Origin of the sequence: Nonomuraea sp. NPDC005730 (genome assembly GCF_040630865.1) — a bacterium.
Lineage (GTDB): Bacteria > Actinomycetota > Actinomycetes > Streptosporangiales > Streptosporangiaceae > Nonomuraea.
The window spans coordinates 1-17509 of record NZ_JBEXYK010000108.1 but is presented as its reverse complement, the minus strand read 5'-3'; the positions used below and the strand labels follow the sequence as shown (position 1 = coordinate 17509).

Below are 17509 nucleotides of genomic sequence, written 5' to 3'. Positions count from 1 at the left end.
CGGTTACATTCCGAACCCGGAAGTTAAGCTTCTCTGCGCCGATGGTACTGCACTCGGGAGGGTGTGGGAGAGTAGGTCACCGCCGGACAATCTTTGAAGGGGCCCCACACGGTTCGTGTGGGGCTTCTTCGCGTTCACGGGAGGGTTCCGGCTTGAGGGCTTCGGCTTCGGCCGGGGCCCTTTCCGCATGTCCGGAGTATTTCCGGGCTCCTGGGGCTATCGGGATTCGGCTTTGGCTTGCGTCCCAGGCTCCGGCCGGCGGCTGGGACGGTCGTCGACGTGCAGTGTGAAGAGAGGGGTGTTGGGGTCTGTCTTCGCGAACCGATCGTCGACACCCTTTGTCATGAAGGCATTCCGTGCTGCGGGGGACTTGCCTGCGGCTCACCTCTGTGAAGGGGTAAGTCCAGCCTGGGGCGGGAGGTCAGCTCTGTTTGGGTGGCGAGAGGGTCTCGATGGCCGCGTTCAGTACCTTGTTGAGGGTTTCGCTGCCGGTGTGTCCGGAGTCTGCCACCACATGCAGGTCGGCGTCGGGCCAGACCTTGGTCAGGTCCCAGGCTGTCTGGAGAGGGCTGCCGAGGTCCAGGCGGCCGTGGATCAGGACGCCGGGGATGCCGGCCAGCCGGTGCGCGTCGCGTAGCAGCACGTCCTCGTCCAGCCAGGCGGCGTTGGCGAAGTAGTGGGCGCAGATGCGGGTCATGGCCATGATGGCGTCGTCCGGCCGGTTGCTGTAGGCGTTGGGTGTGCCGTTGGTCTCCTGGGAGATGACCGCGTCCTCCCAGGTGACCCAGTCGTGGGCGGCCTTTTCGCGTACCTTCGGGTCGGGGTCGGCCAGCAGTCGCGAGTACGCCGCCAGCACCTTGAACACGTCCCCGTCGCTGTCGGCCTCGGGCACGCCCTGCACGAACCGTTCGTGTGCCTCGGGGAAGAACCTGCCGACGCCCCGGTAGAGCCAGTCGATCTCGGAGCGGCGGGTCATGGTGACCGCCGGGATGACGATCTCCGAGACCCGCTCGGGGTGGGCCTCGGCGTAGGCCAGGATCAGCGTCGAACCCCACGAACCGCCGTACAGCAGCCAGCGGTCGATGCCGAGGTGCTCGCGCAGCCGTTCCATGTCGGCGATCAGGTGGTGGGTGGTGTTCGCCGACAGGTCGGTGGCCGGGTCGGCGGCGTGCGGGCGGCTGCGCCCGCAGTTGCGCTGGTCGAACAGGACGATGCGGAAACGTTCGGGGTCGAATCTGCGGCGGGAGCCGGTCGAACAGCCCGATCCCGGCCCGCCGTGGACGACGACCGCGGGCTTGCCGTCCGGGTTGCCGCAGACCTCCCAGTAGATGAGGTTGCCGTCGCCGACATCGAGCATGCCGTGCTCGTACGGTTCGATCGAGGGATACAAGAGGGCTCCTACAGTTGGAGGATTGGGGTGCACCGGGCGCGGCGGTACGCCGCGGGTGGCGAAGTCTGATGCGGGCCCGCGATTATGCCAGCGCTGTTATATTAGCACTGTGACATCTTTGGACCCCACGGCGATCCCCGACCCCTGGCACTCCCTGCACGAGCTTCTGGCGGCCATGGACGCTGAGATCGAACAGGTCTACCTGGAGCGCGGCCTCGACGGGGTGCGCACGCGGTTCGCCTTTCCGCTCATCCGGCTCGCCCACGCGGGGCCGCTGACCATTCGCGAGCTCGCGAAGTCCCTGAACCGTTCGCACTCTGCGATCAGCCAGACCGTCGCGGCCATGCGCAAGGAGGGTCTCGTCACCTCGGAGCCGGGGCCCGACGCCCGCACCCGCCGGATCGACCTGACCGAGCGCGGTCGGTCGCTGGTGCCGTTCCTGGAGGCGGAGTGGCGTGCCACCCACGAGACGGTGGCCGAGCTGGACGGCGAGCTCCCGTACGCGATGACGGCCGTGGTCGAGGAGGTGCGGCGGGCGTTGGAACGCCGGTCGATGCGGCAGCGGATCCTTCGTCATCTCGTCGAGCCGCCGCGATGAGGTCGCAGGGTCGAGATTCGCCAGAGGGTCGGCCGCGCGGCGGCCCGCTGGGCGAGCTGGGTGTCTCGCCCGCCGTCCTGCCGGGGTGAAGTCGGCGGATTCGAAGCGGATGGGTGGCTGGGCAGCGAGGAAGCTGGTGTCGGGAGCGTTGGGCTGGGCGGTGGCGTGATTGTGGGCCTGGTGATCGGTGATGTCGTGCGCTGGGATGGCGGTTGGGCAAGGTCAGGGGTTGTTCATGGTCCTGACAATCTCGCTGGGATACCCACCGTAATCGGGTAACTCTATTAGAGTGACCGCTTCTTCCCCTTCCAAGCAGTCAGCGCGTCGTAGCCGTCGGCTGCTGGCGTGGACGTTCGCGTCGATCTCCGTCGGGTTGGTGGCCGCGGGGGTCGTGGGGTTCTTCGCCGAGCCGTTACAGCTGGACATGCTGGACAAGCGGGCCAGCGTCGTCAGCATGTTCGTGGGTGTCGCCGGGTTGTTCATCGCCGGGGTCGGGTTGTGGGCGCAGCTGCGGGCGGCCATGGCACCCACAGGTGGCGGCGAACGTGGTCCGGGGGGCGAGGAGGCCGGGCGGGCTGGTGCCGGTTCTGGTGGCGCGGGGCCCGTTGGGGCTGGTCAGGGAGCAGTCGGTACGGGCACCGCCGGGGCCGGTGCGGGTGGACCCGGTGGTGGGCCTGGCGGCGCCGGTGGTGATGGTGGCGTTGGCGGTGACCGCGGCGGTCGCGGTGGCGCCGCCGGTGGAGCGGTCGGTGGTGCTGCTGGTGGGGCGGCCGGGAAGGCCGAGGGGCAGCGGTCGATCGTGGTCGGGCGGCAGGAGTCCGGGCTGGCCATGACCGGGGACAGGTCCACGGCGGTGACCGGGGGGCATGTCGAGGTCATCGGGGACGTGCATCTGCCGTCGCGGCCCCGGGTGGCGACGCGGCCCGTGCAGCTGGCGCCGCGGCCGCCGCAGCTCGTCGGGCGGGACGAGGCCGTGGCGGAGCTGCGGGAGCGGCTGCTGGCCAGCGAGGTGCGGCCGGCGGTGGTGGCCGTGCACGGGCTCGGCGGCGTGGGCAAGACCAGCCTCACGGTGGAGTACGCCTATCGCCACCAGCATGACTACGAGCTCGTCTGGCAGTTGCCGGCGGCCGAACCTGCGGTGTTGTCGGCGGCGTTCGCCCGGTTGGCGGCTCTCATGGGATTACGGGAGCTGGGCGCGGACGCGGCGGACCCGGTCGACCAGGTGCACGCCGCGCTGGCGGCGCGTACCGAACCGTGGTTGTTGATCTTCGACAACGTGCCGGAGGCCGAGGCGGTGCGGGCGGTGCTGCCACCCGCGGGGCCGGGGCACGTGCTGATCACGAGCCGGTCCGGGAGCTGGCCGCGGGATCGCGGGCTGGAGCTGCCGGTGCTCGACCTGGAGTCGGCGGCGCTGCTGATGCTGGCGAGCACGGGGCAGGACGACGCCGTGGCGGCGGCGGCCGTGGTGGCCGAGCTCGGGGCGTTGCCGCTGGCGCTGGAGCAGGCCGCGGCCTACATGTCGGAGACGGGGCTGGAGCTGTCGGAATACCTGGATCTGCTGCATCACCAGCGTGCCGAATTGCTGGCGCAGGGGCAGGCGTGGGGGTATCGCGAGCGGGTGGCCTCCACGTGGCAGTTCGCGTTCCGGCGGCTGGCCAGGACGAGTCCGCAGGCCATCGCGCTGCTGCGGCTGCTGTCCTGCTACGCGCACGAGGCGATTCCGTACCATCTGCTGCTCTCGCCGCTGGCGCGGTGGGCGCCGCTGGAGCTGTTCCGGGCGGACGTGCAACGACGGCGGGCCTACGGGCGGATCCCGGGGCCCCGCACGCGCGTGCTGCGTGACGTGCATCCGAGCGTGTTGCTGATGATGCGGGCGCTGCCGCGGGACACGCTGAGGATCAACGCGGCGCTGAGCGCGTTGCGGGGGCACAGCCTGATCGGTCCGCCCGTGGACGGGACGGTCACGGTGCACCGGCTGGTGCAGGCCGTCACGCTCGACCAGCTTCCGCTGCGCGCGCAGCGCCGGTGGCGGGAGGTGGCGGCGGTGCTGGTGGAAGCCGTGCTGCCCGACAATCCGGGGCAGAAGGCGCGGTGGGCGCGGTACGCCAGGTTGCTGCCGCACATCCGGACGGTGCTCGGGCCCACCTCGCCCGGCATGGACAAGACGGCCCAGTATCTGGGGGCCAGCGGCGACTACCGTACGGCGAGGTCGTTGTTCCAGGAGATCGCCGACGCGCTCGCGGCGGCGCTCGGACCGGAGGCGGTCGCCACGCTGACGGCCCGGCACGAGCTGGCGCTCTGGACGGGCGAGGCGGGCGACCCGGCGGGGGCGCGTGACCAGTACCTGGAGCTGCTTCCCGTCTACGATCGGGTGCTCGGCCCCGAACACCCGCACACCCTGACGACCCGGCACAACCTGGCCCAGTGGACGGGACGGGCGGGCGATCCGGTGGCCGCCCGCGACCAGTACGCGGCCCTGCTGCCCGTCCGGCAGTGGGTGTCGGGCCCCGAGCATCCGGACACCCTGACCACGCAGGCGAACCTGGCCCAGTGGACCGGGCAGGCGGGGGACGCGGCCGCGGCCCGCGACCAGTACGCGGCGCTGCTGCCGGCGCGGGAACGGGTGCAGGGGCCCGAGCATCCCTCGACGCTGATCAACCGGCACGAGCTGGCCCGGTGGACCGGTGAACTGGGGGACGCGCTGGCCGCCCGTGACCAGTACGCGGCGTTGCTCCTGGTACGGGAGCGGGTGTCGGGGCCGCATCATCCGGACACGTTGACCGTCCGGCACGAGCTGGCGCGGTGGACGGGGGAGCTGGGGGAGGCGGCTGCGGCGCGCGATCAGTACGCGGCTTTGGTGCCGGTACGGGAGCGGGTGCAGGGACCTGAGCATCCGGACACGCTCACCGCCAGGGCCAGCCTGGCCCAGTGGACGGGGCAGGCGGGGGACGCGGCGGCCGCCCGTGATCTGTACGCGGCGCTGCTTCCCGTCCGGGAGCGCATTCTCGGGCCCGACCATCCGGACACGTTGACGATCCGGCACGAGCTGGCGCGGTGGACGGGGGAGCTGGGGGAGGCGGCTGCGGCGCGCGATCAGTACGCGGCTTTGGTGCCGGTACGGGTGCGGGTGCAGGGGCCCGAGCATCCGGACACCCTGACCGCCAGGGCCAACCTCGCGTACTGGACGGGGATGGCGGGGGACGCGGCGGGGGCCCGCGATCTCTGCGCGGCGCTGCTGCCGGTCCGGGCTCGCGTGCTCGGGGCCGGGCATCCGGCCACGGTGACCACCAGGGAACAACTCGCCCACTGGACGGCCCACGCCCGCCCGTGAAGCCCCGCCAGAAGGCGTCCCCGCCCCTGGGGCCAGGGGTGGGGTGGGAGCCGGGGCGGAGGGGGCGAGCCTGCCCCTCGCGCCCCGGCGGCTACTGGGGAAGGACGAGGAGGGCGTCGCCGACGCCGCGCTCCACGCCGTCCGATGGCCGGTTGACCAGCTTGTTCGACACCACCATCGCGGTCGAGCCGCCGCCGTCCAGGTTGATGGCCTGGACCGCGCCGAGCCAGCGCATGAACTGGGCGGCCTCGTGGAAGTTGGCGCCGATGGTCACGCCGGGCTGGCGGCCGTCGATGGTGGCCAGGATCAGGCTGCCGTTCCTGGTGACGCCGAGGAGGGTGCGCGGGTGGCGGCGCAGGATCATGTTCACGGAGTCGTGGCCGTCGCGCTTGGCGGTGATCTTCACGTGGCCGTTGCGCACCAGGCCGACGCCGCCGGCGATCACGTTCAGGTCGGGGGTCAGCTTGAGTGCCCTGCGGGTGCGCAGGTCGGTGACCTTGGTGTCGATCTTGACCGTCCAGCCCTCCCAGGCGTGCTCGTCGAGCCATTCGGCGGCGCTGCCCTGGCCGTGCAGCACCCGGGCGCCCTTGGCCACGGCGGCGCCGCTCGCGCGTACGGTGACCGCCTTGCCGTTGGCGTCGAGGACGACGTCGGTGCCGCCGGTCGGGGTCTTGGCGCCGTACTCCTCGGTGTAGAGCACGGCCTCGTCCGTGGCGGCGGCGCGGTTGACGCCGTTGACGGCGAGCTTGTCGCCGTCCTGGGAGATGGCGGTGACGGCGGTCTTCAGCTCGGTGATGCGGGCGCGGCGGCCCTGGAGCACCACGGCGGAGCGGCCCGGCACGGCCTCGCTGAGCAGCCGGCCGGCCACCACGGAGGCGCCGACGGGCTCGCCGCGCAGGTTCTTGGCGGTGTGGATGTTGAAGAAGCCGCCGTTGACGCCGACCACCGCGTTGCGCGCCTTGGCCATCGAGGAGACCGTCTCGCGCTCGGCGACGCTGGTGCCGAGGGAGGCGGCGTAGGAGCCGCGGAACGTCCGGGAGTCGATCATGACGACCTTGGCGTCCCAGGGGCCGGTGGTCTTCAGGCCGTCGTCGCCGAGGTAGTCGACCTTGACCTTCAGCCCGGCTTCCTTGAGCGCCTTGGCGCTCTCGTCGGCCTTCGCCTTGTCCTTGAAGGACCACAGGCCCACGCGGACCATGTAGACGGTCTGGGAGGGCGCGTCGGCCACGCTCGGCCGGATCACCTTCTGCAGGCTCGGCGCCTCCCCGGCCGCCTCGACCTCGGCGACCTTGGCCTGGGCGGTCTCCAGCGCGCCGTAGTCGCGGCCGCTCGGCATGAGCACGGTCACCGTGTAGCCGTCGGTGGAGCTGCCCGCCTTCACGTCGTACAGGTCGATGCCCTGCGTCACGGCGGTCAGCGTCTTGGTGGCGGCGGGCCGGGAGCCCAGCGGGAAACCGGCGGACGGGAACTTCACCGCGAGCTGCGCCGCCGAGGCGGGCAGCGTGGTGACGGTGATCGTGGCGGCTATGGCCAGGCCGCCGGCGAGGGTGCGTCGAGACATGAACTCTCCAGAGGGCGGAAAAGGGACCGAACCATCCTGACGAGATCAAGGTCGCGGAGTCAGCCGAACGCGCCAAACTGCTCAAGAGGTTACGAGATTGACACCCAGCCCAGATAACATTGAGCTATGACCCGTATCAGCATGTGGTGGCGGCCGGCAGACGGCCGCTGATTTCCCATGCTGGGCCGTCCTGGTGGCGGCCCTTTCCGAGCGTGCGGGCTCCCCTCAGGCGGCACACCTGAAGGAGAGACCCATCGTGAACGACGTCGTCCTGACCGGCGACCGTCCGACCGGACGCCTGCATCTGGGCCACTATTTCGGCACCCTCGCCAACCGGGTGGAGCTGCAGGACCGTTACCGGACGTACGTGCTGATCGCCGACTACCAGGTGATCACCGACCGCGACCTGCCCGGCGAGATCCAGCGCAACATCACCGAGGTGCTCCTCGACTACCTGGCCGTCGGCCTCGACCCGGGCAAGGTCACGATCTTCCAGCACAGCGCGATCCCGGAGCTGAACCAGCTCCTGCTGCCGTTCCTGAGCCTGGTGTCGGTGGCGGAGCTGAGCCGCAACCCGACCGTGAAGGACGAGATCGCGCACAGCGCCCGGCGCGCGGTCAGCGGCCTGCTGTTCACCTATCCGGTGCACCAGGCCGCCGACATCCTGTTCTGCAAGGGCACGCTGGTGCCCGTGGGCCGCGACCAGCTTCCGCACGTGGAGGTGGCGCGGCTGGTCGCGCGGCGCTTCAACGAGCGGTACGGCGAGGTGTTCCCGCTGCCCGAGGCCATGTTGGGCGAGCGTCCGCTGCTCATGGGCCTGGACGGCGGCAAGATGAGCAAGAGCCGCGGCAACGCCATCGCCCTGGCGGCCACCGAGGACGAGACCGCGGCCCTCATCCGCAAGGCCCCCACCGACTCCGACCGCCTGATCACCTTCGACGAGGTGCACAGGCCCGGGGTCGCGAACCTGCTCACGCTGGCCGGGCTCTGCCTCGGCCGCCCGCCCCGGGAGATGGCCGAGGAGATCGGCGACGGCGGGGCCGCCGCGCTCAAGGCGCTGACCACCGAGGCGGTCAACGAGTTTCTGCGCCCGATCCGGCGGCGGCGGCGCGAGCACACCGAGGCCGACGTCCGTCAGGTGCTGGCGCAGGGCAACGAGCGGGCCCGGGAGCGGGCGGTCCGCACGCTGGCGGAGGTGCGTGCGGCGATGGGGTTCTAGCGGGGCTGCCCGGACTGCCGGGACTGGTACACCTTGCGCAGCGTCTCGTGCACGATCCACGTCGTCCGCGCGCCCTCGGCCAGCAGGCACACGTCGCCGGGGCCGACCTCGATCGTGGTGCCGCCCTCGACGGCGATCGTGGCGCGGCCGGACAGCACCACGAAGATCTCGTCGGTCTCGACGTCGGTGACGACGCCGGGGGTGATCTCCCAGATGCCCCTGCCGTCGCCGAGCTCCAGCGAGGACGTGGCCGGGTCGCCGGCGACGATCTGCTCGGGGTCGAGCTCGTCGGGGGTCAGCCGTAGGTCGTGCACGGGCACGGCGAACGCGCCGGCGGTCGCGATCATGCGGCCGAGGTCTTCGAGGTCGGGCATCAGGACGTCAGACATGTTGCTCATTTCACCAGGTCGGCGAGGCGGGCGCCGTCGAGTGCGTGGGCGGTGAAGCCGTCCGCGCCGGTCATCGTATCGGCGGCGACCAGCGCGTTGACGATGGCCTCCTCCGTGGCCTCGATCGCGGCGTGGAAGAGCGGGTCGAGGCGGGCGTCGGCGAGCACGCGCACCTCGAACACGCCGGAGCCGCGGTCGTCGAGGGCGTTGGAGGGCAGGCCGCGGTTGCCGGTGGCGAAGCAGACGAAGCCGTCGCCGCTGCCGCTCTCGCCGGCGCCGCCCGTCCTGGCCACGCCGAGACCGGCGCGCTGGGCGAGCTTGCGGCACTGGTGGGGCAGGAGCGGCGCGTCCGTGGCGACCACGGCGATGATCGACCCCGCGCCCTCGGGGCCGCCGGGGCGGGGCACGTCGTCCATGACGATCGGGCGGCCGTTGACGGTGAGCCGGTCGCGGCTGCCATGGTTGGCCTGCACGAGCACGCCGACCGTGTAGTCGCCGGTCACGCGGGACGCGGTGCCGATGCCGCCCTTGAAGCCGTGACACATCATGCCGGTGCCGCCGCCGACCGAACCCTCGGGCACCGGGCCCGCCGAGGCGCCGTGGTAGGCCCGTTCGACGTGCTCCTGGCGGACGTGCCGGGCGTCGATGTCGTTGAGCCGGCCGTCCCAGGTCTCGGCGACCACCGGCAGCGACCACGCGCTCCGTCCTCGGCCGCCGATCTCCAGGGAGACCAGCGCGTCGCGCACCACGCCGACGGAGAAGGTGTTGGTGAGCCCGATCGGCGAGTGCAGCAGGCCGAAGTCGTCCAGGTAGGGCAGGCCGGTCATCTCGCCGTTGCCGTTGAGCCAGTGGTAGCCGGCGTAGACGGGGGAGTCGTAGGCCGAGCCGGGGCCGGGGCGGACGACGGTGACCCCCGTACGGGCGGTGCCCTCGGTCAGCGTGGTGTGGCCGACGAGGACGCCGGGCACGTCGGTGATCGCGTTCAGCGGACCGGGGACGCCGGCGCCGATGACGATGCCGTGATCACGAGCTCTCAACGGTTCTCCCTGCGGAACGACTCCAGCGCCAGCAGCGCGACGTGCAGTGACAGGCATGACTCGACGTCGTCGAGGTCGGTGTCGAGGATGCGTTCGAGGCGGCGCAGGCGGTCGTAGAAGGCGGGCCTGGACAGGTGCGCCTTCTGGGCGGCCACGGCCTTGTTGCGGCCCGCGTCGAGGTAGGTGCGCAGGATCCGGGTGAGGTCGCCGCCGCGCTGGGCGTCGTGCGCCAGCAGCGGGCCCAGCTCGCGCTCGGCGAACGTCTGCAGCCGCGCGTCGTCGCGCAGCAGGTGGAGCAGGCCGCGCAGGCGCAGGTCGGGCAGGCGGTAGAAGGCGCGGCCGTCCGGCTGGCGCACGGCCACGTCGGCGACCTGCTCGGCTTCCAGGAAGCTGCGCCGTACGTCGCGGATGGACTCCACCACCGACCCCGCGGCCAGCACGAACGCCGAGCCGGGCCGCCACAGCATGCGCAGCCGCTCGGCGAGCGCGGTCAGCGCGGCCTCGGCGCCGGTACGCGGCGGGAGCGGCAGCAGGACGCCGACCCGCTCCTGGTCGAGCGCGCCCACCAGGGCGGGCAGGCGGGCGTCGCGGCAGGCGGCGGCGGTGGCCTCGGCCAGCTCGCCGAGCTGCGCCTGACCGTCGAGCGCCTGGTCGACGGGCTCGGTCGGCCTGATGACGACGCTGATCAGCTTGCGCCCGGTCAGCGGCACGCCGACGGCGCGGGCGCGGGCGGCGGCCTCGTCGGGGTCGGCGTAGGCGTGGGTCAGGATGCCGGTGATGATCGTGCCGTGGGCCTGGCGTTCCAGGGACTCCTGGTGGCGTTCGAGCAGGCGGCCGAGGGCGAGCGTGGTGGCGGCGCGTTCGGCCAGCACCATCTCGCGCGGCGTCGGCGGCGTCTCGCAGATCAGGATCAGCCGGCCCCAGTCCTGGCCGCGCGCGCCGACGGTGGTGACCAGCCAGCCGGAGGCGGGGTCGTAGGCCGTGCGCTCGGCCGGGGCCACCCCCCGCGACCTGCTCTCCCACCCGGCCAGCAGCGCGCCGGCGTCGCGGCCCGCGGACTCGCAGGCCAGCACCTGGTGGGCGAGGTTCTCCAGCAGCACCGGGCGGCCGGACAGCCGGGCGGCCTGGGTCAGCACCTCGGCGGGCGAGGCGCCCTCGACCGACAGCTCGGTGAACACCTCGTGCAACTGCTCGGAGGCGCGCAGCTCCTCGAGCTGGATGTCGATGATCCGGGCGTGCACGGACTCGGTGATCTGCACGAACGGCGTCTCGCGGGCCAGCACGATGACCGGCAGGCCGTGTTCCTCGGCGGACTTGACCACCGCCCGCGGCAGCTCGCGCAGGAACCTGCGGCCCAGCTCCACGATCAGCCCGGAGGCCCCCACGGAGGCGAGCTCGCCGACGTAGTCGGCGAGCTTCTCCGGGTCGTCGGGCAGCGCGACGCCGGTGGTGAGCACCAGCTCGCCACCGCGCAGCAGGTGGGCGATGTCGGCGATCTCGCCGACGTGCACCCACCGCACCCTGGTGTCGAGCCGGTCGGCGCCCGCGACCACGCGCGGGCCACCCCGGCGCACGGTCTCCAGGGCGAGGACGTCGGCGATGGTGGGGAGCACGGGGCGAGCCTAGCCGATCAACCTGTAAGAACGGTCATACAACCATATACACACTGTCACAGATTGAACTCCTCCTCGCGGTACTCACCTTGGGGTTCGCGCACCCGCAACTCCACCCGCCGGATCTTGCCCGAGATCGTCTTGGGCAGCTCGGCGAACTCCAGCCGGCGCACCCGCTTGTACGGCGCCAGCTCCCGGCGGCAGTGCTCGAAGATCGACCGCGCGGTCTCGGCGCCGGGCTCGAACCCGGGGGCCAGCATCACGTACGCCTTCGGCACGGCCAGGCGCACCGGGTCGGGGGCGGGCACGACGGCGGCCTCGGCCACCGCGGGGTGCTCCAGCAGCACGCTCTCCAGCTCGAACGGCGAGATGCGGTAGTCGGAGGCCTTGAAGACGTCGTCGGTCCGGCCGACGTAGGTGATGTAGCCGTCCTGGTCGCGGGTGGCGACGTCGCCGGTGTGGTAGAAACCGTCGCGCATGGCCTCGGCGGAGCCGCCGACGTACCCGGCCATCAGGCCCAGGGGGCGGGGATCGAGCGGCAGGCAGATCTCGCCGTCGTCGCCGGGCTCGCCGGTGATGGGGTCGATGAGCACGATGTCGTAGCCGGGCAGCGGGCGTCCCATCGATCCGGGCTTGACCGGCTCGTCCGGTACGTTGCCGATCTGGGCGGTGGTCTCGGTCTGGCCGTAGCCGTCGCGGATGGTGATGCCCCACGCCTTGGCGACCTGGTCGATGATCTCGGGGTTGAGCGGCTCGCCCGCGGCCACGGCGGTGCGCAACGGCAGTTTCCAGGCCGTCAGGTCCTCCTGGATGAGCATCCGCCACACCGTCGGGGGCGCGCAGAACGTGGTGACCCGCTCGTCGCGCAGCACCTCCAGCAGCGCGCGGGCGGCGAAGCGCTCGTAGTTGTGGATGAGCACGGTCGCCCCGGCGTTCCAGGGGGCGAAGACGTTGCTCCAGGCGTGCTTGGCCCAGCCGGGGGAGGAGACGTTGAGGTGCACGTCGCCGGGGCGCAGGCCGATCCAGAACATCGTGGACAGGTGGCCGGCCGGGTAGGAGGCGTGGGTGTGCTCGACCAGCTTGGGGCGGGAGGTCGTGCCGGAGGTGAAGTAGAGCAGCAGGGGGTCGCCGGCCAGGGTGGGGGCGTCGGGGGTGAAACGTTCGTCGGCGTCGTACGCCTCGTGGTACGGCAGCCACCCGTACGCGTCGCCGACCGCGATCCTGGTGAACTCGCCGGTGCCGAACTTGCCCGCGTCGGCGGCGTTGGCGATCACGTGGGCGACCTGGCCGCGGTCGAGGCGTTCGCCGATGTCCTTGGCCGTCAGCAGGGTCGTGGCCGGGATGATCACCGCCCCGAGCTTCATGGCCGCCAGCAGGGACTCCCACAGCTCGGTCTGGTTGCCCAGCATGAGCAGCACGCGGTCGCCCCGGCGCACGCCCTGCTCGTGCAGCCAGTTGGCGACCTGGTTGGAGCGGGCCGACAACTCGGCGAAGGTGTGGGAGACCCGGCTGCCGGGGTTCACGATGGTCAGGGCCGCGGCCTGCGGAGTCTCGGCGGCCAGCACCCCGTCGAACCAGTCGAGCGCCCAGTTGAACCGCTCGGCCTGCGGCCAGCGGAAGTCACGTCGGGCCGTGGGATAGTCGGCGCTCAGGAGAAGGTCGCGGGCGGCGCGGAAATCGCTCATGCCCCGGATCCTGCTACGTCGCCAGCCGCCGCTCAAGGCCGTCGAGCACCGACACGAGCCCGAAGTCGAACGCCGTGGCCCGGATGACCTGTGGATCCTGGTACGCCTCCATGGCCAGGCTCTCCAGCATGTCGGGGAAGTCGGCCGCGGCCTTGGCGACCATGCCGCGCATCTCGTCGGCGTCGTAGTCGGAGTCGTTCGCGGTGGTGTCCCAGGCGATCTCGGGCAGGGTCATGCCGTAGACGAAGGCGGTGACGGCGGCCACGGCGTAGTCGACGTCGAGGCCGTGGAACCCGGCCGCCCTGAAGATCCTGCGCATCCGGTCGGAGGCCGACAGGGCGTGCGGGCCGAGCGCGGGCACCCGGCCGAGGAGGTCGGCCGACCAGGGGTGCCGCAGCATGACCGCGCGCATGCCGTAGGCCATGGCCGAGGCGGCGTCGCGCCAGCCCACCTCCTCGGCGTCGGGGACGGTCATCTCGGCCCAGACCTGGTCGTAGGCGAGTTCGAGCAGTTCGTCCTTGTTGGCGACGTACCAGTAGAGGCTGGTGGCTCCGGCGCCCAGCTTCGCGCCGAGCTTGCGCATGCTCAGCCCGGCCATCCCCTCCTGGTCGAGCAGCTCCAGCGCGGCCCGGACGATCTCCTCGCGGCTGCGGCCCGGGGCGGCGGCCTTGCGCGGCTCGCGGAACCAGACGGAGGTGAACTGCTTGCCGGTCATGCCTCAAGGATAAATGCTCTCGCACAGTGTGCGAGAGTTGTCGTACGCTGTGCGAGTGACCTCGAACGCTGTACGAGACCCCCGACGCTGGTGGGTCCTTGTCGTGCTCTGCCTCTCGCTGCTGGTCCTCACGGTGGACGGAACCGTGCTGAACCTGGCGATCCCGTCCCTGATCGAGGAGCTGGGCGCGACGCCGTCCGACATCCAGTGGATCCTCGACGCCTACGTGCTGGTCTTCGCCGGCCTGCTGCTGACCGCCGGAAGCCTGTCCGACCGGTACGGCCGCCGCCGCTTCCTCGTCATCGGCCTGGCCTTCTTCGGCGGCGCGTCGGCGCTGGCCGTGCTGGCCTCCGAGCCCTGGCAGGTGATCGGCGCGCGGGCCCTGATGGGGGTCGGCGGCTCGATCCTGATGCCCTCGACGCTGTCCATCCTCATGACCGTCTTCGAGGAGGACGAGCGGCGCAAGGCCATGGCCATCTGGGGAAGCGTGGCGATGCTCGGCGTGATCGCCGGCCCTACGCTGGGCGGCTTCCTGCTGGAGCACTACTGGTGGGGCTCGGTCTTCCTGCTCAACATCCCGATCGCGGTGCTGGCCATCGTGGCCGCGTTCGTGCTGATGCCCGAGACCCGCAGCGCCGGGCGGCGGATCGACCCGGTGGGCGTGGTGCTCTCGATCGTCGGCCTGACCTCGGCCGTCTACGTGATCATCGAACGGGAGTGGAACGTGGCCCTCATCGCGGTGGCGGTGGTCTCGCTGGCCGCGTTCGTCGTCTGGGAGCGGCGGGCCGAGCATCCGATGCTGCCGCTGGAGCTGTTCCGCAACCGCAACTTCAGCGGCGCGTCCTTCTCGATCCTGCTGATGTCGTTCGGCGCGGGCGCCGTGATGCTGATGCTGACCCAGTACCTGCAGTTCGTGCTGGGCTACGGCGAGCTCCAGGCGGGCCTGGCCATGCTGCCCCAGGCGGCGGCGGCCGTCGTGTTCAACGGCGTCGGCGCGGCGCTGGGCAAGAAGGTGTCCAACCGGGTGCTGATCTCGGCCGGGCTGGTGATCATGGCCGCCGGGTTCGTGGTGATGGCGCTCACCACGGGCTACCTGCCGCTGATGGGCGGGCTGGTGCTGATGGGCGCGGGAGCCGGCCTGGCCGGTCCCTCCGCCTACGCCTCGCTGATGGGGGCCATCCCGCTGGAGCACGCGGGCGTCGGCTCCGCGCTCAACGACACCGTGCAGCAGGTGGGCCTGGCCATGAGCATCGCCGTGCTCGGCAGCGTGCTGGCCGGCGTCTACACCGCGGAGATGCCGCTCGACGCGCCCGCGGCGGCCCGTGAGTCGATCGGGGTCGCCGAACAGATCGGGCTCGGCGAGGTCGCCGACCGGGCCTTCACCGTGGCCGTGCACCTCGGGTCGTGGGTCGGGGCCGGGTTCAGCCTCGCCGCCGCGTTGCTCGCGCTGGTCGTGCTGCGCCCGGCCGCGCCCGTCGCGGCTCCCGAGCCGGCCAAGGTCTAGCGGACGCGGGGCTCACGCATGCTCTCCAGGCTGTCGAGCTTGTGCGTGCGCTCGTCGTGGCCGATCTGCCGGAGCAGGTCGGCCACCGAGCGGTAGCGGCCGTACTCGTCGGCGTACGTGCCGGGGTCGGGCACGAAGTCCAGGTCGGGGTTCTCGGCCACGAACGTCATGTACTCGTGCTCGGCGTGGTCCTCGAACTCGGCGTTGAGCCGGTAGCTCCAGTCCGGCCGGACCACGAACAGCACCCAGGACACGTGGTAGTAGAAGAACGCGATCAGCCACGGCGCCGCCTTGTGCAGCAGCCAGTTCTGCCGCTGCCCGGCGCGCTGCACCAGGTCCTGCATGATCAGCAGGTGCCACTGCTCGTTGTCCTGGTCGGCGCGGGCCTCGACGATGCGCTCGAAGACCCTCCTGGCCAGGGCCGACCGTCCGGCGTGCCGGTGGACGGCCCAGTAGCCCATCCGCTCCCACGCCTGGTACGGCACCCGTGCGATGATCTCCAGCATGGCGAACTTCGTGTAGGAGCCCTTCCGGCCGTACATGAGGTCGACGGGCTTGAACATCATCCGGGCCAGCAGGCTGTAGTTCATCCGCGGGGTGTCCAGGGTGTCCTGCTGGGCGCGGCGGAGCTGGTCGCGGTCGAGCTTGGGCGGCCCGGCGGGCGCCTCGGGGCGAAGGTCGATGGTGACGGTCATCTCGGTCTCCTCGGTTCGTCGATGATCCGATGGTGGCCGAACGGGGCCCGCCGGGTCGTCGCCCGCGAGTGGTCAATCGCGATGCCTCTGGCGGCGTACCGGGGGGCCGGCGCGTACGCCCCCAGGCGCACGGGTGATCCCCTAGGGGGAGGACTTACAGTTTGTAAGGTGATTTGACCCCCCGCCGACAGCCTGCCGCTGCCAGGAAGCCCTGGGGGACGGGATACTCGGTAGCATGTCGGAGCTTCTCGCGCGCCACCGGGCAGTGATGCCGAACTGGCTGGCCCTCAACTACAACGAGCCCATCGAGATCGTCAGCGGCAAGGGCAACCGCGTCATCGACGCCGATGGCAAGAGCTACCTGGACTTCTTCGCCGGGATCCTGACCAACATGATCGGGTACGACGTGCCCGAGGTGCGGGACGCCGTCGAGCGCCAGCTCGCCACCGGCGTGGTCCACACCAGCACGGTCTACCTGCTGCGCGGCCAGGTCGAGCTCGCCGAGAAGATCGCCCGGCTCTCCGGCATCCCCGACGCCAAGGTGTTCTTCACCAACTCCGGGACGGAGGCCAACGAGACCGCCCTCCTCCTCGCGACCTACGCCCGTAAGACCGACCAGGTGCTCGCCATGCGGCAGAGCTACCACGGGCGCAGCTTCGGCGCGGTCAGCGTCACCTCCAACCGGGCGTGGAAGAACAATTCGCTCTCCCCGCTCAACGTGCACTTCCTGCACGGCGCCGACCGGCACCTCACCCAGTTCAAGGGCCTGTCCGACGCCGACTACATCAAGGCGTGCGTGGACGACCTGCGCCACGTGCTGGCCACCTCGGTCTCCAACGACGTGGCGGCGCTGATCGCCGAGCCGATCCAGGGCGTGGGCGGCTTCACCATGGCCCCCGACGGGCTGTTCGCCGCCTACAAGGAGGTCCTGGACGAGCAGGGCATCCTGCTCATCTCCGACGAGGTGCAGACCGGCTGGGGCCGTACGGGCAGCGCGTTCTTCGGCATCCAGAACCACGACGTGACCCCCGACATGATCACGTTCGCCAAGGGCCTGGGCAACGGCTTCGCGGTCGGCGGCATCGTCGCCCGCGGCGACCTGATGGACGCCCCGCACGCCGTGGGCCTGTCCACCTTCGGCGGCAACCCCATCTCCATGGCCGCCGCGAACGCCACCCTCGACTACGTCCTCGACCACGACCTCCAGGCCAACGCGGCGCGGACCGGCGACATCATCATCGGCGGCCTCAAGGAGGCGGCCGAGCGCCTGCCGATCGTCAAGGACGTGCGCGGCAAGGGCCTGATGTTCGCCGTCGAGCTGGAGAGCCCCGCCCAGGCCGTCCGCTTCATGGAGGAGACCAAGAAGGCGGGCCTGCTCGCCGGCAAGGGCGGCCTGTACGGCACCGCCATCCGCATGGCCCCGCCCCTCACCCTCACGGTGGAGGAGGCCACCGAGGGCCTGGGGATCATCGTCAACGCACTCGAAGTCATCAACGCAGAGGCAGCAGCTCAGTGAAGTCGGTCAAGCACTGGATCAACGGAGCTCCGGCGGACGGCGACAGCCGCACGGCCGAGATCTTCAACCCGGCGACCGGGGAGGTCAGCGGCCACGTGCGGCTGGCCTCGGCCGCCGACGTGGACGCCGCGGTCGCCGCGGCTGTCGCGGCCTTCCCCGCCTGGCGGGCCGCCTCGCTGGTCAAGCGCGCCCGGGTGTTGTTCCGGTTCAGGGAGTTGATGGACGCCCACCGTGACGAGCTGGCCGCGCTGATCTC

General features: G+C 71.4%; 15 protein-coding genes and 1 rRNA gene. 8 read left to right on the top strand and 8 right to left on the bottom strand.

Translation table 11 applies throughout. From position 1 onward, the window contains the following. Positions 1-88, top strand: a 5S ribosomal RNA gene (gene rrf, locus ABZ444_RS50180); the annotation flags it as partial. A gap of 333 nt (positions 89-421) precedes the next feature. Here rrf and pip read toward each other — a convergent pair. Next, positions 422-1390, bottom strand: a complete 969-nt coding sequence (gene pip / locus ABZ444_RS50175; protein ID WP_358012213.1) for a prolyl aminopeptidase — start codon at positions 1388-1390, stop codon at positions 422-424. 109 nt (positions 1391-1499) lie between these two features. Here pip and ABZ444_RS50170 point away from each other — a divergent pair, with 109 nt between their 5' ends. The 3 genes from ABZ444_RS50170 (at position 1500) to fxsT (ending at position 5319) form a co-directional block, all read left to right on the top strand. Next, positions 1500-1988: a MarR family transcriptional regulator gene (locus tag ABZ444_RS50170; RefSeq protein ID WP_358012211.1), complete on the top strand. Its 489-nt coding sequence runs from the start codon at positions 1500-1502 to the stop codon at positions 1986-1988. A 578-nt stretch (positions 1989-2566) separates the two neighbouring features. Then, the gene (locus ABZ444_RS50165; RefSeq protein WP_358012208.1) at positions 2567-2821 is read left to right on the top strand and encodes a hypothetical protein; all 255 of its coding nucleotides are present in this window, start codon (positions 2567-2569) and stop codon (positions 2819-2821) included. Next, positions 2818-5319 carry an FxSxx-COOH system tetratricopeptide repeat protein gene (gene fxsT / locus ABZ444_RS50160; protein WP_358012205.1) on the top strand — a complete coding sequence of 834 codons (2502 nt, stop codon included), beginning with the start codon at positions 2818-2820 and terminating at the stop codon, positions 5317-5319. Before ABZ444_RS50165 ends, fxsT begins: the two co-directional genes overlap by 4 nt. A gap of 91 nt (positions 5320-5410) precedes the next feature. Here fxsT and ABZ444_RS50155 read toward each other — a convergent pair whose 3' ends face one another. Further along, positions 5411-6880 (bottom strand): phosphodiester glycosidase family protein, encoded by a 1470-nt coding sequence (locus tag ABZ444_RS50155; RefSeq protein WP_358012202.1) that lies wholly within the window; start codon positions 6878-6880, stop codon positions 5411-5413. A gap of 256 nt (positions 6881-7136) precedes the next feature. On the opposite strand from ABZ444_RS50155, the gene trpS reads away from it, so the two are divergent. Beyond that, a complete protein-coding gene (gene trpS, locus ABZ444_RS50150; RefSeq protein WP_358012199.1) occupies positions 7137-8099 on the top strand; it encodes a tryptophan--tRNA ligase in 963 nt (320 codons plus the stop codon). Here trpS and ABZ444_RS50145 read toward each other — a convergent pair. Genes ABZ444_RS50145 through ABZ444_RS50125 form a run of 5 tightly spaced genes read right to left on the bottom strand, consistent with a single transcriptional unit; the run spans position 8096 to position 13538 of the window. Beyond that, positions 8096-8488, bottom strand: a complete 393-nt coding sequence (locus tag ABZ444_RS50145) for a cupin domain-containing protein (protein WP_358012196.1) — start codon at positions 8486-8488, stop codon at positions 8096-8098. The genes trpS and ABZ444_RS50145 overlap by 4 nt on opposite strands. Positions 8489-8493: 5 nt before the next feature. Continuing rightward, positions 8494-9525 carry a P1 family peptidase gene (locus tag ABZ444_RS50140; RefSeq protein ID WP_358012194.1) on the bottom strand — a complete coding sequence of 344 codons (1032 nt, stop codon included), beginning with the start codon at positions 9523-9525 and terminating at the stop codon, positions 8494-8496. Beyond that, on the bottom strand, positions 9522-11138 hold the full coding sequence (locus tag ABZ444_RS50135) for a PucR family transcriptional regulator ligand-binding domain-containing protein (protein ID WP_358012191.1): 1617 nt from the start codon (positions 11136-11138) through the stop codon (positions 9522-9524). Before ABZ444_RS50135 ends, ABZ444_RS50140 begins: the two co-directional genes overlap by 4 nt. 56 nt (positions 11139-11194) lie before the next feature. Beyond that, positions 11195-12823, bottom strand: a complete 1629-nt coding sequence (locus ABZ444_RS50130; RefSeq protein WP_358012188.1) for an AMP-binding protein — start codon at positions 12821-12823, stop codon at positions 11195-11197. A gap of 13 nt (positions 12824-12836) precedes the next feature. Then, complete coding sequence (locus tag ABZ444_RS50125) at positions 12837-13538, bottom strand: TetR/AcrR family transcriptional regulator (protein WP_358012186.1); 702 nt, start codon at positions 13536-13538, stop codon at positions 12837-12839. Positions 13539-13593: 55 nt separating this feature from the next. On the opposite strand from ABZ444_RS50125, the gene ABZ444_RS50120 reads away from it, so the two are divergent. After that, positions 13594-15042 carry an MFS transporter gene (locus ABZ444_RS50120; protein WP_358012183.1) on the top strand — a complete coding sequence of 483 codons (1449 nt, stop codon included), beginning with the start codon at positions 13594-13596 and terminating at the stop codon, positions 15040-15042. On the opposite strand, the gene ABZ444_RS50115 is transcribed toward ABZ444_RS50120, so the two are convergent. Continuing rightward, positions 15039-15737, bottom strand: a complete 699-nt coding sequence (locus tag ABZ444_RS50115; RefSeq protein WP_358012180.1) for an alternative oxidase — start codon at positions 15735-15737, stop codon at positions 15039-15041. The genes ABZ444_RS50120 and ABZ444_RS50115 overlap by 4 nt on opposite strands. Before the next feature lie 235 nt (positions 15738-15972). On the opposite strand from ABZ444_RS50115, the gene ABZ444_RS50110 reads away from it, so the two are divergent. Both ABZ444_RS50110 and ABZ444_RS50105 read left to right on the top strand, forming a co-directional pair. Then, entirely contained in the window at positions 15973-17253 is a 1281-nt protein-coding gene (locus ABZ444_RS50110) for an aspartate aminotransferase family protein (RefSeq protein ID WP_358012177.1), read from the top strand. Further along, on the top strand, positions 17250-17509 hold a 260-nt coding region (locus tag ABZ444_RS50105), incomplete at its 3' end, for an aldehyde dehydrogenase family protein (RefSeq protein ID WP_358012174.1). The genes ABZ444_RS50110 and ABZ444_RS50105, both read left to right, overlap by 4 nt.

Excerpts from the sequence above, each read along its gene's own strand:
- fxsT (WP_358012205.1), top strand. The coding sequence starts at position 2,818 with ATGACCGGGGACAGGTCCACGGCGGTGACCGGGGGGCATGTCGAGGTC.
- ABZ444_RS50155 (WP_358012202.1), bottom strand. The coding sequence starts at position 6,880 with ATGTCTCGACGCACCCTCGCCGGCGGCCTGGCCATAGCCGCCACGATC.
- ABZ444_RS50145 (WP_358012196.1), bottom strand. The coding sequence starts at position 8,488 with ATGTCTGACGTCCTGATGCCCGACCTCGAAGACCTCGGCCGCATGATC.
- ABZ444_RS50130 (WP_358012188.1), bottom strand. The coding sequence starts at position 12,823 with ATGAGCGATTTCCGCGCCGCCCGCGACCTTCTCCTGAGCGCCGACTAT.
- ABZ444_RS50125 (WP_358012186.1), bottom strand. The coding sequence starts at position 13,538 with ATGACCGGCAAGCAGTTCACCTCCGTCTGGTTCCGCGAGCCGCGCAAG.
- ABZ444_RS50115 (WP_358012180.1), bottom strand. The coding sequence starts at position 15,737 with ATGACCGTCACCATCGACCTTCGCCCCGAGGCGCCCGCCGGGCCGCCC.
- ABZ444_RS50110 (WP_358012177.1), top strand. The coding sequence starts at position 15,973 with ATGTCGGAGCTTCTCGCGCGCCACCGGGCAGTGATGCCGAACTGGCTG.